The 15,869-nt window shown below is 62.8% G+C and carries 16 protein-coding genes; 10 read left to right on the top strand and 6 right to left on the bottom strand.

The features are described 5' to 3' along the window. The first annotated feature begins 3 nt into the window (after positions 1–3). Genes ACPWMG_RS15425 through ACPWMG_RS15415 form a run of 3 tightly spaced genes read left to right on the top strand, consistent with a single transcriptional unit; the run spans position 4 to position 2,775 of the window. Positions 4–1,053 carry an ABC transporter substrate-binding protein gene (locus tag ACPWMG_RS15425; RefSeq protein WP_483300364.1) on the top strand — a complete coding sequence of 350 codons (1,050 nt, stop codon included), beginning with the start codon at positions 4–6 and terminating at the stop codon, positions 1,051–1,053. Between the two features lie 49 nt (positions 1,054–1,102). Continuing rightward, complete coding sequence (locus ACPWMG_RS15420; protein WP_483305265.1) at positions 1,103–1,927, top strand: ABC transporter ATP-binding protein; 825 nt, start codon at positions 1,103–1,105, stop codon at positions 1,925–1,927. A 5-nt stretch (positions 1,928–1,932) separates the two neighbouring features. Further along, positions 1,933–2,775, top strand: coding sequence for an ABC transporter permease (locus ACPWMG_RS15415; protein ID WP_483300363.1), 843 nt, complete (start codon positions 1,933–1,935; stop codon positions 2,773–2,775). A 47-nt stretch (positions 2,776–2,822) separates the two neighbouring features. Here the strand turns inward: ACPWMG_RS15415 and ACPWMG_RS15410 are convergent, their stop codons facing one another. After that, positions 2,823–4,349: a transglycosylase SLT domain-containing protein gene (locus ACPWMG_RS15410; protein ID WP_483300362.1), complete on the bottom strand. Its 1,527-nt coding sequence runs from the start codon at positions 4,347–4,349 to the stop codon at positions 2,823–2,825. Continuing rightward, positions 4,346–5,140 carry a hydroxyacylglutathione hydrolase gene (gene gloB / locus ACPWMG_RS15405; RefSeq protein WP_483300361.1) on the bottom strand — a complete coding sequence of 265 codons (795 nt, stop codon included), beginning with the start codon at positions 5,138–5,140 and terminating at the stop codon, positions 4,346–4,348. The genes ACPWMG_RS15410 and gloB overlap by 4 nt, the downstream gene beginning before the upstream one ends. On the opposite strand from gloB, the gene ACPWMG_RS15400 reads away from it, so the two are divergent. The 7 genes from ACPWMG_RS15400 (at position 5,139) to ACPWMG_RS15370 (ending at position 12,414) form a co-directional block, all read left to right on the top strand. Then, positions 5,139–5,945: a class I SAM-dependent methyltransferase gene (locus ACPWMG_RS15400; protein ID WP_483300360.1), complete on the top strand. Its 807-nt coding sequence runs from the start codon at positions 5,139–5,141 to the stop codon at positions 5,943–5,945. The two genes, gloB and ACPWMG_RS15400, sit on opposite strands and share 2 nt — an antisense overlap. A gap of 30 nt (positions 5,946–5,975) precedes the next feature. Continuing rightward, positions 5,976–6,425, top strand: a complete 450-nt coding sequence (rnhA, locus tag ACPWMG_RS15395) for a ribonuclease HI (protein WP_483300359.1) — start codon at positions 5,976–5,978, stop codon at positions 6,423–6,425. Positions 6,426–6,536: 111 nt separating this feature from the next. Beyond that, entirely contained in the window at positions 6,537–7,946 is a 1,410-nt protein-coding gene (gene sbcB / locus ACPWMG_RS15390; RefSeq protein WP_483305264.1) for an exodeoxyribonuclease I, read from the top strand. A gap of 110 nt (positions 7,947–8,056) precedes the next feature. Next, a complete protein-coding gene (locus tag ACPWMG_RS15385; RefSeq protein WP_483300358.1) occupies positions 8,057–9,292 on the top strand; it encodes an extracellular catalytic domain type 1 short-chain-length polyhydroxyalkanoate depolymerase in 1,236 nt (411 codons plus the stop codon). A gap of 95 nt (positions 9,293–9,387) precedes the next feature. Beyond that, positions 9,388–10,833: a cardiolipin synthase gene (cls, locus tag ACPWMG_RS15380; RefSeq protein ID WP_483300357.1), complete on the top strand. Its 1,446-nt coding sequence runs from the start codon at positions 9,388–9,390 to the stop codon at positions 10,831–10,833. A gap of 317 nt (positions 10,834–11,150) precedes the next feature. Then, positions 11,151–11,456 carry a putative quinol monooxygenase gene (locus tag ACPWMG_RS15375; RefSeq protein WP_483300356.1) on the top strand — a complete coding sequence of 102 codons (306 nt, stop codon included), beginning with the start codon at positions 11,151–11,153 and terminating at the stop codon, positions 11,454–11,456. Between the two features lie 70 nt (positions 11,457–11,526). Beyond that, positions 11,527–12,414 carry an NAD-dependent protein deacetylase gene (locus ACPWMG_RS15370; RefSeq protein WP_483300355.1) on the top strand — a complete coding sequence of 296 codons (888 nt, stop codon included), beginning with the start codon at positions 11,527–11,529 and terminating at the stop codon, positions 12,412–12,414. A 45-nt stretch (positions 12,415–12,459) separates the two neighbouring features. Here ACPWMG_RS15370 and ACPWMG_RS15365 read toward each other — a convergent pair whose 3' ends face one another. From ACPWMG_RS15365 to ACPWMG_RS15350, 4 genes are all read right to left on the bottom strand, one after another. Next, positions 12,460–12,840, bottom strand: coding sequence for a DUF1161 domain-containing protein (locus ACPWMG_RS15365; protein ID WP_483300354.1), 381 nt, complete (start codon positions 12,838–12,840; stop codon positions 12,460–12,462). 83 nt (positions 12,841–12,923) lie between these two features. Next, positions 12,924–13,742, bottom strand: a complete 819-nt coding sequence (locus ACPWMG_RS15360) for an amidohydrolase family protein (protein ID WP_483300353.1) — start codon at positions 13,740–13,742, stop codon at positions 12,924–12,926. Between the two features lie 10 nt (positions 13,743–13,752). Beyond that, positions 13,753–14,772: an NAD(P)-dependent oxidoreductase gene (locus ACPWMG_RS15355; RefSeq protein WP_483300352.1), complete on the bottom strand. Its 1,020-nt coding sequence runs from the start codon at positions 14,770–14,772 to the stop codon at positions 13,753–13,755. A 30-nt stretch (positions 14,773–14,802) separates the two neighbouring features. Continuing rightward, entirely contained in the window at positions 14,803–15,843 is a 1,041-nt protein-coding gene (locus ACPWMG_RS15350) for a LacI family DNA-binding transcriptional regulator (protein ID WP_483300351.1), read from the bottom strand. Positions 15,844–15,869: the final 26 nt, after the last annotated feature.

Below are 15,869 nucleotides of genomic sequence, written 5' to 3'. Positions count from 1 at the left end.
ACCATGCACAAACTACCTGTGAGCCGTCGCCGATTCAATGTTCTCGCCGCTGCCGCCGTGACCGGCGTGGTGGCGACACCCGCGCTGCGCGCCCAAAGCGCGGTCGAAAAGCCGCAGATTGCGATGGCGGTGGGCGGCAAAGCCGCGTTCTACTACCTGCCGTTAACCATCTCCGAGCAACTGGGTTATTTCAAGGCCGAGGGGCTGGAGGTCGAGATCAGCGACTTTGCAGGCGGCGCGCGTGCCTTGCAGGCCGTGGTGGGCGGCTCCGCCGATGTGTGTTCCGGCGCGTTTGAGCACACCATCAACCTGCAGAGTAAGAACCAGTTTTTTCAGGCCTTTGTGCTGCAAGGCCGGGCGCCACAGATTGCGCTGGGTATCTCCAACAAAACCATGCCCAACTACCAGAAGCTGGTGGATCTAAAGGGCAAGAAGATTGGTGTTTCGGCGCCGGGCTCGTCCACCAATATGGTGGCCAACCTGGTGCTGTCGCGGGTGGGCCTCAAACCCAGCGATGTAGCGTTTGTGGGTGTGGGCACATCGGCCGGAGCGCTCGCAGCACTGCGCTCCGGGCAGATCGATGCCATGTGCAACACCGATCCGGTGATGACCATGCTGGAGCAAAAGGGCGATGTGCGCATCGTCTCCGACACACGCACGCTTAAAGGTACGCAAGAGGTGTTTGGCGGCCTCATGCCGGCGGGCTGCCTGTACGCACCGGCCGAGTTCATCTCCAAGAACCCCAAGACGGTACAGGCGCTGACGAACGCGATTGTGCGTGGCCTGAAATGGTTGCAAACCGCCGGGCCGAGTGACATCATCAAAACCGTGCCGGAGTCGTACCTGCTGGGCGACCGGGCGTTGTACTTGGCGTCGTTTGCCAAGATCCGTGAGGCGATTTCGTTGGACGGCGTCATTCCGGAGCAAGGGACTGTGACAGCGCTGAAGGCGCTGGCCAGTTTTGATCCCACGGTGAAGGCCGACAAAATCGCCTTGAACAAAACCTACACCAACGAATTCGCTCTGCGTGCAAAAGAGAAATTCCAGGCCTGAGGCGGCAATCACTTCTGACCAGGGGGCTGGCGTACCGGCGTTGCCGGATGTGTTTGCGTTGGAGTTGCTCAATGTCAGTTGTACTTTCGCGTCGCAAGAGGGCGGCGACAAAGACCGCGAACGCAGCCGCTACATAGCCATAGCCGACACCACGTTGCGCATTGCCGCTGGCGAGTTCGTCTCGGTGGTGGGGCCCACCGGCTGCGGCAAATCCACCTTGCTCAACTTGGCCGCCGGTCTGCTGTTGCCCACCACCGGCCAAGTGCGCGTGATGGGCATGCCGCTACAGGGCATCAACAGCCGCGCCGGCTACATGTTCCAGAGCGAGGCGCTGATGCCGTGGCGCACCACACTCGACAACGTTTTACTCGGCCTGCAATACCGTGGCGTGCCCGATGCACAAGCGCGGCAGCAGGCGCTGGATTGGCTTAACCGCGTGGGTTTGGGAGCCTTCACCTCGCACTTTCCGCACCAGCTCTCGGGCGGCATGCGCAAACGCACGGCGCTGGCGCAGGTGCTGGCGGTTGACCCAGACATCATCCTGATGGACGAGCCGTTCAGCGCGCTGGATGTGCAGACCCGGCAGCTCATGGAAAACGAGTTGCTCGGCATCTGGGCGGCGCGCAGGAAAGCGGTGCTGTTCATCACCCACGACCTGGACGAGGCCATTGCGCTGAGCGACCGGGTAGTTGTGTTGTCGGCCGGGCCTGCGACGCGCCCGATTGGCGACTTCAAGGTGGAATTGCCGCGTCCGCGCGATGTGGCCGAAGTGCGCATGCTGCCGGAGTTCGTCGACCTGCACGCCCGCATCTGGGCTGTGCTGCGCGACGAGGTACTCAAAGGTTATGCGCAGCAACTGCGCAAGGTGGCGTAGTGCCTATGTTGTGGAAAGCACTTAAACCCTCCAGCAAGAACATGCGCTTGTGGCAATTGGCGTTGCTGGTTTTCGGCTTGGCGGTTTGGCAAGGGCTGTCGCGCGACCAGAAGATCGCCTTCTTTCTGGGTGAGCCCCTGCAGGTGGCGGGCCGTATCTGGTCGTGGTTCATGCCGGTGGCATGGCCGGCCGGCTGGTTGTTTGCCGAAGGGCTTGAGGGCCGTGCCGACATTTACACCCACTTGGCCACGACCTTGCTGGAAACCGTGTTGGCCTTTGGCATCGGCACCGTGGGCGGTTTGGCCTGCGGGCTGTGGCTGGCCCTGGCACCGGTGGCCAGCGCCATTCTGGCGCCCTACATCAAGGCAGCCAACTCCATGCCGCGTGTGATTCTGGCGCCGATTTTTGCGCTGTGGTTTGGCCTTGGCGTGTGGAGCAAGGTGGCGCTGGCCGTCACGCTGGTGTTTTTCGTGGTGTTTTTCAACGTTTACCAGGGCGTGCGCGAAGTCAGCCCGGTGGTGCTGGCCAATGCACGCATGCTGGGCGCCAACCAGCGCCAATTGCTGCGTACCGTGTATTTACCGAGTGCCACGAGTTGGGTGTTCTCCAGCCTGCACACCTCGGTAGGCTTGGCTTTTGTGGGGGCGGTGGTGGGCGAGTACTTGGGGTCGGCGCGCGGCGTGGGTTATTTAATCTTGCAGGCCGAGGGCACGTTTGACGTCAACACCGTGTTTGCCGGCATTGTGGTGTTGACGGTGTGTGCCTTGGTGCTGGACGCGCTGGTGGGTTTGGTCGAGCGTCGCTTGATGCGCTGGCAGCCGCGTGCTGCCGTAAGCGAAACCTTGTAGCCGGGCCTTGCGGCACCGGCGCAGGGTTTCTCTTCTTCGTCTTCTTGCTATTTTTTCTTGCGCGGTGCGACCGCCACCTTGCCAGCGTTGCGCGGCGTCTTCTGCACCTTGTTCGATGCAGCGCTGGTGGAGCGCGAAGCGCTCGCGGTCTTGACGGTCACCGGAAGGTAGACCACCACCGCTTCACCCGCGCGGAAACTGGCGTTGGCTTTGACGTCGTTCCATTCGGCGACATTGGCTGCGCTCAAACGGTAACGTGCGGCGATGCTGGCCACAGAGTCACGCTTGCCCGCCTTGATGGTGGTTTTGCGTGTGACGATTTCTGGCGCCAGACTCAGGTGCGCTGTGTCGGCCACATGCTCGGCTACGTCGTTGCCGTTGGTGGCAGAACGCGGCACGATCAGTGACGAGCCGGCTTTGATCAACATGCGCGGCGGGATGTTGTTGATGCTGCGCAGATCAGATTCGTTCATGCCGACTTGTTTGGCTGCAGCGCTGACACTCATGGTGGACGGCACGGTCCAGGCGGTCCAACTGGCGTATTGACCTTGGCTGTAGGCCTCCAAGTTGCGCCGGAAGACGGTGGCGCTGTCCCATGGCAGCAAAATTTGCGGCGTGCCAGCCGCCAAAATCACCAGCTTGTGGGCGGAGGGGTTCAGCGCCTTGAAGTCGTTGAGTTCCACGTTCGCCAGCTTGGCGGCCAGTTCTACGTCGATGTCGCGCGAGATGTCGACGGTCTGGAAGTAGGGGTGGTTTTCAATCAGTGGCAGGTCGGCGTTGAACACATCGGGGTTGGCTACGATGTTTTTCACGGCCTGCAGCTTGGGCACATACAGCCGGGTTTCGGCTGGCATGTTGAGTTCGGCGTAGCTGGTGCCCAGGCCGAGCTTCTGGTTGCGTGCGATGGCGCGGCTCACGCTGCCTTCGCCCCAGTTGTAGGCGGCCAGCGCCAACTGCCAGTCGCCAAACATGCCGTAGAGCTTTTGCAGGTAGTCGAGCGCGGCGCGGGTCGAGGCCAACACGTCGCGGCGGTCATCGCGGAAGATATTTTGCTTCAGCTCGAAGTAGTTGCCCGTAGCCGGCATGAATTGCCACATGCCCGCCGCCTTGGCACTCGACACCGCCTGTGGGTTGAACGCGCTCTCGATGTACGGCAGCAGCGCCAACTCGGTGGGCATGTTGCGGCGCTCCAGCTCCTCCACAATGTGGAACAGGTACTTCTTCGAGCGCTCGGTCATGCGCAGCATGTAGTCGGGGCGGGTGGCGTACCACTGCTCGCGGTCAACCACCAGATCGCTCTCCAGATTCGGCATGGCAAAGCCGCGGCGAATGCGCTCCCACAAATCGTTGGGGGGCGTCAACTGGGCAACACCCCGTGAGCTGGCCTCAGCCGCCGAGATGGGGCGCAACTGGCCCGATGGATAAATGGCGACGTGGGGTTGGGCGGGTGGCGTGGTGGCCTTCGGTGCGGTGCTGCTTGCGCTGTCGGTACCGGTGCCGTTGGTGGGCGCCATGTTGGCGCAACCGGTCAGAACAAGAATGGCAGCCCATGCCGCCAGATGGTGAAATTTCATTTGAATTGGTTTTTCCAGGTGCGCAAGGCACCCAGCACAGTGGCTTCGGTGGTCGCGCCGGCATCAAATGCCTGGGCCGCGTGTTGCACCGAGGGCGCTGCTGTGCGCAAAAAGGGGTTGATCTGTTTTTCCTGTCCGATGCTCGACGGCAGGGTTGGTTCCCGCCGCTCGCGCTGCGCCTGGCACCACGCTGTGTAAAGGGCCAGTTCGTGATTGCCGGGCTCCACTGCGGCAGCAAACTTCAAGTTGCTCAGGGTGTACTCGTGGGCGCAGCATACGCGGGTTTCATCGGGCAACTGCGCAAACGACTGCAGAGACGCCAACATTTGTGCCGGCGTGCCCTCGAACAAGCGGCCGCAACCGCCTGAAAACAAGGTGTCGCCACAGAACAGGATGGGCTTGGCGTTGACCTGGTCTTCCGCGCCCACCGTTGGCTTGGCACAGTAATACGCAATGTGCCCGGCGGTGTGGCCCGGCACGTCCAGCACGTCGAATTTCAGCCCCAGCACTTCGATCTGGTCGCCATGGGCCAAGCGCTGCAGGGGTTCTGGGATTTTTTCGCGTGCAGGCCCGTACACTGTGGCCCCAGTGGCGTCACGCAGGGCATCCACGCCGCCGACATGGTCCGCATGGTGGTGGGTGACTAGAATCGCGGCGAGCTGCAAGCCCAGGCGCTGTAGCGCCTCGAACACCGGCGCGGGCTCTCCCGGGTCGACCACCAACGCCCGGCGTCCATCATGTAGAAGCCAAATGTAGTTATCCGTGAAGGCGGGCAGCGGAAGTAAGTTCATGAGCGGTGAAATTATAGGTTTGCAGGATTGGTTCAAGACCCCGCCCGGCCGCTATTTGCTGGAATGGGAGTGCCAGCAGTTGGATGCCGTGGTGTCTGACGTGTTTGGCTACCACGCACTGCAACTGGGTTTGCCCGAATTGCCAAGCCTTCGCAACAACCGGATGCCTTACCGCTGGGTGGCCAGCGACCGGCCTCCCAGGCCCAAAGGGGATGGCAGCGCAGGCCCGCATCCGGGCGTGGTGTTTTACACCGACTTCGGCGCTTTGCCGTTTTCTGAAGGTAGCCTGGATCTGGTGGTGTTGCCGCACAGCCTGGAGTTGGGGGCCGATCCCCACGGCACGTTGCGCGAGGTGGAGCGTGTGTTGGTGCCCGAAGGGCGGGTGGTGATTTGCGGTTTCAACCCGGCCAGTCTCTGGGGATTCTCTCGGCGGCGTGAGCGCATCTACAACCGCATGGGGTTTGGCGATGCCTATTTGCCGGGGGTGGAGGACATGATCGGCTACTGGCGGCTGCGGGACTGGCTGCGGCTGCTGAGCTTTGAGGTGGAGTCGAGCCAGTTTGGATGTTACCGCCCATCGGTGGCAAGCGAGAACTGGTTGCGCCGTTTTGAATGGATGGACCGTGCCGGCGCGCGCTGGTGGCCTATTTTGGGCGCTGTGTATTGCGTGGTGGCGGTGAAGCGGGTGCGCGGCATGCGTTTGCTGGGAACCAGTTGGAAGCCCGCCAAGGTGGGCGCCAATGCGCCGGTGCCGGTTGCCAACCGTGGCACGCATCGCGGTAGCAACTCCGGCCACCAGCGCTGAATTTTTGAGATTTGTTTGAGGAAGATTGTTTTGAACGAAGTTGTGATCTACACCGACGGCGCCTGCAAGGGCAACCCCGGCCCAGGCGGCTGGGGTGTGTTCTTGAAATGGGGCACGCTCGAGAAAGAGCTGTTCGGCGGCGAACTCGGCACCACCAACAACCGCATGGAAATGATGGCGGTGATCCAGGGCCTGGCAGCGCTCAAGCAGCCATGCACCGTGCGATTGTTTCTGGACAGCCAGTACGTGCTCAAAGGCATCACCGAATGGTTGCCCGGCTGGAAGGCGCGCGGCTGGAAAACGGCGTCCAAGGAACCCGTGAAAAACGTCGACCTGTGGCAGCAACTGGATGCGCTGGTCACCAGCAAAGGCCACAAGATCGATTGGCGCTGGGTCAAGGGCCACGCCGGAGACCCTGGCAACGAGCGCGCCGACATGCTGGCCAACCGTGGTGTCGACAAGGCGCTGGGCCGTATCTGATTTTTTGAATAACCGACTTCGCAAGTAAAGACTGCCTCTGTGGACCAAACTGCCGCGCCCGCCACCACCTTCTTGTGGCACGACTACGAGACCTTTGGTGCGCGTGTGCGCATGGACCGCCCCGCGCAGTTTGCGGCCATTCGCACCGATGCCGATCTGTGCGAAATTGGCGAGCCCATCATGCTGTACTGCCAGCCTGCGCCAGACTATTTACCCGATCCGCAATCGTGCCTGATCACCGGCATCACGCCTCAGTTGTGCCTTGAAAAGGGCGTGCCCGAGCACGAGTTTGCCGCGCGCATTAACGACGCCTTGGGCGCACCCGGCACCATTGGCGTGGGCTACAACACCATCCGGTTTGACGACGAGATCACGCGCTTCATGCTGTGGCGCAACCTCATCGATCCGTATGCACGCGAGTGGCAAAACCACTGTGGCCGTTGGGATCTGCTGGACGTGGTGCGCACCGCGCATGCCTTGCGGCCCGATGGCATCACCTGGCCTGAGCGCCCCGAGGGTGGCACCAGCTTCAGGCTGGAGCATTTGAGCGCGGCCAACGGCCTGGCGCACGAAGCTGCGCACGATGCGTTGTCGGATGTGCGCGCCACGATTGCGCTGGCGCGCCTGATCAAACAAGCGCAGCCGCGCCTGTTCGACTTCTGCCTGGCGTTGCACAAGAAGGACCGGGTAGCGGCAGAGCTGCGACTGCCCACCACGCAATCCGAGGCACGGCCATTTCTGCACATCTCGGGCATGTTTGGCGTGGAGCGCGGTTGCCTGGCGCTGATGTGGCCGTTGGCCATGCACCCGAGCAACCGTAACGAACTCATTGCCTGGGACTTGGCGCACGACCCACGCGAACTGGGCGAACTTGATGCCGCCACCATCCGCGAGCGCCTGTTCAGCAAGCGCGATGCCTTACCCGAAGGCGTGGAGCGCCTGCCCATCAAAACCGTGCACTTGAACAAGTCGCCCATGGTGATCGGCAACCTCAACACCCTCACACCGGCCATGGCGGCGCGCTGGGGTATTGACGTGCAGGCACAGTTGCAAAACGCGGCCACTGCATCGCAGTTGCCTGACATGAGCGCTATCTGGCCCGAGGTGTTTGAACGCCCCGAGACCACGGCCAAGGCTACGCCCGATGTGGACCAGGACCTGTACGGCGGCTTTGTCGGCCGCGACGACCGCCGTCGTCTGGACCACTTGCGTACTCTCACCCCGGAGCAACTGGCAGATGCACGCAGCAGCTTCGACGATCCGCGCCTGGAGGAACTGCTGTTCCGCTATCGCGCGCGCAACTTCCCAAAGGCATTGAATGAAGCCGAGCAGCAACGCTGGCTGGATCACCGAGTGGAATGCTTGTTTGAGGGCCAAGGCGGCGTGCGCACGGTGGAGCAATTGTTTGCCGAGATCGACGAGCTGAGCGAGAAGATGGGTGAGCAAGGGGACGAACGCGCGGAGGAAATCTTGGGTGCTCTGTACGACTACGCCGAGGCGATTGCACCAGAGCGGGATTAGATCGCGGGATTAGGCATTCCGCTCTAGGCTTTGTAGGACAAGAGCACACATAGGCTTATCCGTGAGCCTGGTTATGTTGCAGTGCAGCATTTGAGACTAAACTTCGTCTCATGACCAAAAGCCTCAGCAGTTTATGGCTGAAAAGCTTCACCCGCATCAGCAAAGCCCAGCAGCGCCAGGGGCGCAAGTTGCTGCAGAGTTTTCTCAGCCCGCCCATGGTGCGTACGGCGACGGCCGTCGCCAAAACCGTGGCCAAAACGGTCGCGAAATCGGCTGCGACCTCGACGCGGCTGGGCTTGTCTAAGACGATCGTCAAAACCGCCGCCAAAGCGGTATCCAAACCCTCCCCTAAACGCAGCCGAGCACCTGCACGGGCTGCTGCTGTGCGTGCCGCGGGTGTAGGGCGCTGGCTGCGTTCGTACTACCAAGCCCGTGCAGAAGGCGACACCGGTGCGCCGCGCCGCATGGACTACTGGTTGTTCTTGCCCGAGCGTCCCGCTGCACAGGCCAACGAGCCCATGCCATTGGTGGTGATGTTGCACGGCTGTACACAAGACGCGGTGTCGTTCGCCCAAGGCACACGCATGAACGCATTGGCCCAACGCGAAGGCTTTGCGGTGATGTACCCGCAGCAGTCGTTGTCTATTGACCGGCACCGCTGCTGGCATTGGCACCAGCGCGCCACACAAGCCGGTGGCGGCGAAGTGCCATGGGTGGTGGGGGCGGTGCGCAAAGTGCTGGCAGGCAATCCTATTGACCGCAGTCGCATTTACCTGGCCGGCATGTCGGCCGGGGCGGCGTTGGCCAACATCATTGCCCTGCGTTATCCAGAATACGTGGCGGCCGTGGGCCTGCATTCCAGCCCGGTGTATGGCACGGTGGATTCACGCATGGGCGCGTTTGCGGCCATGCAGCACGGATCGAGCCACAGTCTCACCGAGGCGGTGCGCGAGATGACCACACGCGTGGATTTCCCCGGCATGCCGGCCATCATCTTGCACGGGCAAGACGACAAGGTGGTGCGCTCGATCAACCTCGGCCAGTTGACGCAGCAGTTCTGCTTGCTCAACAAGGTAGACCCATCGGCGGCGCCGCTGGCTGAACAATCACATGAGGCCCGCCCCACGGGCCGTGCGCCACGCCACGCCTACGAGGTCAAGGACTATGGCAAAAGCCGCAAGGCCTTGGTGCGGGTGTGCCGTATCGACGGGCTGGACCACGCCTGGAGCGGTGGCGATGCAACTCTGCCGTTCAATGCCGCCCCCGGCCCCGACGCCAGCCAACTGATGTGGAACTTCTTTCGCCTGCACCGCCGCTCGGTGGCGGCAATGCCTGTGGCCGTTTGATCACTGCCATTCGTTTGCTATAAGCTTGATAGCTCTTGCCGCGCATGGCATATGCGCTGCAGGGCTATTTTTCTTCAAACAGAGCAAACTGAACCTTGATCATTCCTTCTTTAAGCGCCGAGTGGCTGTCGCTGCTGAGCTTGCTCTGGAGTCTCCAGATGTTTGTGCTGGTGGTCTGGGTGGTGCTGCAAAAGCGCGCACCGGTGTCCACGCTCAGTTGGATTCTTTCGCTGGTGCTGATGCCGATCTTCGGCTTTGTGGTCTATTACTACTTCGGCCCGCAGCGCCTGACCAAGCAGCGTCTTCGCCGCCTGCGCGGGCGTGCGGCGTCGCAGACCATGCAAGACATGGCGCGGCTGCGCGACTCCGAGCAAGAGGCGCCGCAAGAACTGGTGCAACTGGTCACACTAGGGCAAGCGGCCTCGGGCATTCCGGTGTCGAGTGCCGACGACGTGTTGCTGCTTTCGGGCGGCGCACGCACCTACGACGCCATTTTTGAGGCCATTCGTGCAGCACGCCATCACGTGCATCTGGAGTACTACATCTACGAGCCCGACCAGATTGGCACGGCCTTGCGCGACCTGCTGGTGACCAAGGCGCAGGCCGGTGTGCAGGTGCGCCTGCTGGTGGACGCGCTGGGCTCCAAGGGTGTGGGCAAAAAATTCTTGGCGCCGCTGATTGCGGCGGGCGCCGAAGCCGCGTTCTTCCACGAGAGCCGCATTGGGCGACGTTGGCGCCCGGTGACCAACTTTCGCACCCACCGCAAGATCGTGGTGTGTGATGGCCGTGTAGGTTTCACTGGCGGCGTGAACATCACCGACGAAGAAGACCCACGCACCCGCGACGACGCCTACCACGACGTGCATTTACGTATTGAAGGCTGCGCCGTGCGCTGGCTGCAAACCGTGTTCCTCGAAGACTGGTTCTACAGCACCGGGCAAAACGCCGACGTGCTGGGCCCCGCAGTGGAGCAGATGCTGCCGACCCTCAAGCCCGGCCACATTCCAGTGCAGATCGTCACCAGCGGGCCCGACAACGAGCGCGAGGCCATCCACCGCATGCATGTGGCCGCCATCAACATTGCCATGCGCCGTGCCTGGCTCACCACGCCGTACTTCGTGCCCGGCGAGCCCGCGCTGATGGCGCTGACCAACGCCGCATTGCGCGGCGTCGACGTGCGCTTGATGGTGCCGCGCCTGAGCGACAGCGGTTTGGTCACCGCCGCCGCGCGTTCTTACTTCGACGAGTTGACGGCTGCTGGTGTGAAGATCTGGGAATACGAGGCCCGCATGCTGCACTCGAAAACGCTGTTGGTCGACGACCACTGTGCCATGCTGGGGACTGCCAACTTCGACAACCGCAGCTTTCGCCTCAACTTCGAAGTCATGGCCGTGGTGTTTGGCCCGGCGTTGGCCGAGCCGTTGATGGCGCAGTTTCATGAGGACACAACGCATGCTGTGCAGGTGTCGCCGCAGCGGCGAGAGAAGTTTTGGCGTCGGTTGTGGGAGGCTACAGCGCGGTTGTTGTCGCCGGTGCTTTAGGGGGGATTGGCGTTGTCGGCCAGGTCCCGCCGGGGCGAGACCCGGCCGACAACGCTAATACGCGCCATAAAAGCACAAGGTAAAACCCAGTCATCATGGCATGCACCGACCGATAGAGAAGACCCGGGAAACCACCCGTCGGCATTCCACCACGAACACTTGCACACACCTGTGACTTGTGGAAAAGTGGAATCCTCAGACTTGTGTGAGCGGCGTTAAATGTGCGGTGCGTGCTAGCGAATTTGTAGCCCCAACGAAGTCTAGAAAGACGACGCACAACGCCCGTCAACAAGCCAGAGGGAAGGGAGATCGCCACCATGATCGTCGTCCACGGCTCCATTGTTGCCAAACCCCAGCACGCAGGTGCGTTGCTGGTCTTGTGCAAGACCCACGTGCACCGTGTGCGTACCGAACCTGGCTGCCTGGCCAACGAACTGCACCATGACACCGACAACCCGCTACGGCTGGTGTTTGTGGAGCGCTGGAGCAGCAAAGACGCCTTGATGGCCCACTTTGCCCAGCCGGCTTCGCGCGACTTCATCAAGCGCATGGGCGCGCTGGTGGCAGAACTGCCGTCGCTGAAGATGTATGCGGCAGAAGAGTTGACGTTGAGCGTTTGCTAAAAGCCTAATGATCGGCCAAACGTGACCAGGGGCCTGCACGCAACGGCCAAGCGCCGTATGCTTGGCGGCTATGGCTGCTACATCGCCCCACACCGCATTCAACCCTCCACTCATCGCCACGCCCGACGTTGCGGCGCCCCCTGAACTGATCGCCTTCGCCCAGCGTCACCCGCGTCTGCTGGTGCTCACCGGCGCGGGCTGCAGCACCGACTCCGGCATCCCCGATTACCGTGACGCCAATGGCGACTGGAAGCGCCCGTCGCCGGTCACATTCCAAGCCTTCATGGGCGACCTGGCCGTGCGCCAACGTTACTGGGCGCGCAGCTTGATTGGTTGGCGTGTCATTGGCCAGGCCCATCCGGGCGCAGCGCACCATGCGCTGGCCAAGCTCGAAGCGGCGGGGCGTGTGGAGTTGCTGCTGACGCAAAACGTGGATGGCCTGCACAACGCTGCTGGCAGCCAGCGCACCATCGACCTGCACGGCCGCATCGACACCGTGCGCTGCATGGCCTGCGAAGCGCGACGGTCACGCGCCGAGTTGCAGCAGGAACTGATGCACCGCAACCCTCATTGGGCCGAACTCAGCGCGCGCGCCGCGCCCGATGGTGATGCCGATCTGGATGGCCTGGACTTCAGCAGCTTCGACATTCCTACATGCCCTGTGTGCGGCACGGGCTTGCTCAAGCCGGACGTGGTGTTCTTCGGTGAAAGCGTGCCGCGCGAACGCGTGGCAGACGCGATGGCCGCACTCGACCGGGCCGACGCCGTGCTGGTCGTCGGCTCGTCATTGATGGTCTATTCGGGGTTTCGTTTTGTGCTGGCCGCGCATGAAGCGGGCAAGCCGATTGCGGCCGTGAATCTGGGGCGTACGCGGGCCGATGCGCTGTTGTCGCTCAAAGTGGTGCAGCCGATTGGGGCCACCTTGAATGGCTTGGTAGATGTTTTGATGAACGATTGAACCGCCAGGGCGGCGATGGCCCCTACAGCCAGTTGGCCACATTGGCTATTTGCAGTCACCACCCATTGAAACCGAACCATCGCGGCATTCGGTGAGGATGGCTTCGCTTCTGGGCCTGGGCACCGGCGGCACAGGCGGCGCAAAAGCCACGTTGTTGGTGGAAGGGGCCAGCGTGTAAATCAGCTTTTTGGCGCCCATCTCGCAGGTGCCGACCACTTTGCCCGAGGTGGGCGCGTTGGCGTCTGCAATTGAGATGGTGAACTGGGAAACGCCAGCGTTGCGTATCTTGGCTTCGACTTGTGATTGCAGTTCGGTGCAGGTGGCGGCAAAGCTCGGCAGTGCTGCACTGCATGCGATGAGGGCGATGGATTTGAGGAGGAGGCTAGGGGTGGCCTTGGCAGGACGAAGACGGAGCGTTGAATTCATCGCCTGATCTTCGCAAAAGTCCCCCAAGCCTCAAAAGAAGAAGTTCTGCTAGTGGTTAAAAACTATTTCGCGGACTTTTCATTTCAGGACGAAAACCCATAAATTCCCGCTGGATTGGTTACCAAAATTTTCTCCCGCACCTCGGCGGACGGGGCCCAAGTCTCCAGCAGACCCAACATCTCGGCGTCTGATGGCACAGGGTTGCGGTTGGGGTGCGGCCAGTTGCTGGCCCAAAGACAGCGGTTGGGGAAGCGCTGCACCAGCGTGCGGGCGAGCAGCGAAACGTCGGCGTACTCCGGGGCGCCGGTCTTCGAGGTTTCGTATGGCGCCGACAGCTTGACCCAGCAGTTGCCGCCCTCCAGCAGTTGCAGTAGCGCTTGAAAACCTGGGTGGTCAATACCCACGGGCTCGAGGAATTTGCCGGTGTGGTCGATCACCAAACGGCACGGCAGGCGCTGCAACAGCGTCACGTGCTCTGCAAGTTCGCGGCCATCGAGCTGCAGGTTGATGTGCCAGCCCAGCGGGGCGATGCGCGCGGCGGTGGCCTCCAGTGTGTTCCAGCCCAATTGACCGGGCGCCAACAGCATGTAGCGAATGCCGCGCACACCGCGTTGGTGCAGTGCTTTTAACTGCTCTTCGGTTTGTTGTTCGGGCGTGAGCACGGCCACGCCGCGCGCGTGTTCGCCTAGCTGGTCCAAAGCTTTCAGCAGCAAGCTGTGGTCGGTGCCATAGCCTGTGGGTTGCACGACCACTGCGCGTTGCAGGCCCAGCGCCTGCTGCATGCGCTGGTAGGCGCTCACAGGTGCGTGTGGTGGTTGGAAGGTGGCGGTGGCGGCCAGCGGGTGGCCGTCTTCGTAGATGTGGATGTGGCAGTCGCAAGCCAGGGCGGGGATGGTGGTCATGGTGTTCGGTTCAGTTGGTGGCGCGCGCGGCACGCCAGGCGCTGAGGCGTGTTGCGTTGGCCGGGTTGACAGCGCCTACGGGCATTTCGCCGCGCAAAAGGGTTTGCACCTGGGTGGCGGTCTCGACCGCCTGGTGCTCAATGGCCGGTGGCGTGAGGCCGCCGATGTGGGGTGTGGCGATGACCAACGGGTGGCGCGCCAGCTCGGGCGAGGGCATTTGGTCGGGTGCACGGCCCACGTCGAGCCCGCAGCCGGCCAAGCGGCCGCTTTGCAGCGCGGCCAGCAGGGCCTGTTCATCGACCAGGTTGCCGCGCGACGCGTTGATGAAAGTGGCGCCGGCGCGCATGGCGGCAAAGGTGTTGGCGTTCATCAGGTTTTCGGTCTCGGCGGTGGCCGCGGCCAGGCTGACCACGTGGTCGGCTTGTTGCAGCAGCGCGGGCAGCGAGCAGAGGGTGATGCCCGAATCAACGGCCAAGTCGGCCGCAGTCACATAGGGGTCGTGCACCAGCACCTGCATGCCAAAGGCGAGTGCCACGGCGCAGGTGTGGCGGCTGATTTGTCCGTAGCCAATCACGCCGAGCGTGGCGCCGCGCAGTTCACGGCCCATGCGTGGCACGGGCGAGTGGCCCGCGTGGTAGTCCACGCTGGCGGCGCTGATGTGGCGGCACAGGTCGATCAACACCCCAAAGATCCACTCGGTCACCGAGGCGATGAAGCCCGCACTGGCTTGTGTGACGAGCACGCCGTGGCGGCTGGCCGCGCCTACGTCGATGGTGCGGATGTCGACCGCGCAGCGCAGCATGGCCAGCAGATTCGGCAACGCGGCGAACAGCGCTTCATCTGCGGCAGTTTGCCGGTAGGCGATGATGAATTCACAGTCGGCGGCCAGTTGCACCAGCTCTGCTTGCGTAAGGTCGCGGTCATGTGGGTTGAAACGCACCTGGGTCACGCTGCGCAGGGCTTCGGTGGCCTTGGTGCCGAAGTATTGTTCGAGTCGGCCAGCAGGGTGGGTAATGAAAACAGTGGTCATGCGGTGGGCAGGATGGAAATAAGTGGGGGGCTAAAGAGGTGGCGGTGCCACCGAGTCGGCCCATTGGGGCTCGGGGGCAAACAAAAATTCGCCGGTGGGCGTTTGGGGTTGCGCCAGGCGCAGCATCACGCGTTCCACCATGGTTTGTGACATGGCAGGCAAAGGCAGGCGCACGGTGCTCAGCCGCGGCTGCGACAACTGGGTGAGAAACAGGCCGTCAATGCCCACGACGGAGATGTCTTGCGGCACCCGCAAACCCGCATCGCGCAGCCCGGCCAGCAGGCCGAGCGCGGTCATGTCGTTCAGGGCGACGATGCCTGTGGGCCGCGGGTGCATGGCGGCGATGACGGCGGCCTGGGCTCGGCCCATGTCGCTCATCACCGAATCGCCGTAGTGGCTGTCGGGCTGGCCTTCGATCACGGTGGCCTGCACGGCGGAGCCGGCGGCGTGCGCCGTGTCGAGAAAGCCGCGGATCTTTTCTTGCCGGCTCATGGTGTGGCCGGCTGCGCTGACGTAGACCAAACGCGTGTGGCCGTGGGCCAGCAGGTGTTCGGTGGCCAGGCGTGCGGCTTCGAAGTTGTCGACCGTGACGTGGTCCACGCTAGAGGCCTCGCCCGGCGTGGCGCGGCGGTCGTAGCTCACCAGCACCAGGCCGCGTTCGGCAGCCGAGCGGAAGTGCTGTTCGTCGGCCAGCGAGGAGATCACCACCACGCCGCGCACGCCGTGCGCCAGCAGGTCGTCAAAAAACAGCGCTTCCTTGGCCGGGTCGCGGTAGGTGTTGCCCACCAGCACGCGGTAGCCGTGTAGCTCTTGCGCGCGGGTTTCGATTTCGCGGGCCACGGCGCCGTACATCGGGTTGGCGATGGACGGCACCAGCAGCCCGAGCATGGCGACGTGCCCGGTCTTGAGCTGGCGTGCGGTGGAGTTGGGCCGAAAGTGCAGCGCCTCAATGGCCGCGTGCACGCGCGCCAAGGTGTCGCGGCGCATGCGGTCGGTGCGCCCGTTCAACACATTGGAGACGGTGCTGGCCGATACATCGGCGTGGCGTGCCACGTCCTGGATAGTGCTCATGGGAAGGTCGGCCGTTTCTGCATCGT

This window comes from Hydrophilobacter chitinilyticus (assembly GCF_049860745.1).
In the GTDB taxonomy this organism is placed as follows: Bacteria; Pseudomonadota; Gammaproteobacteria; order Burkholderiales; family Burkholderiaceae_C; genus Rhodoferax_B.
Note: the sequence above shows the minus strand (reverse complement) of the source record. Positions and strands in the feature narration are given on the sequence as shown.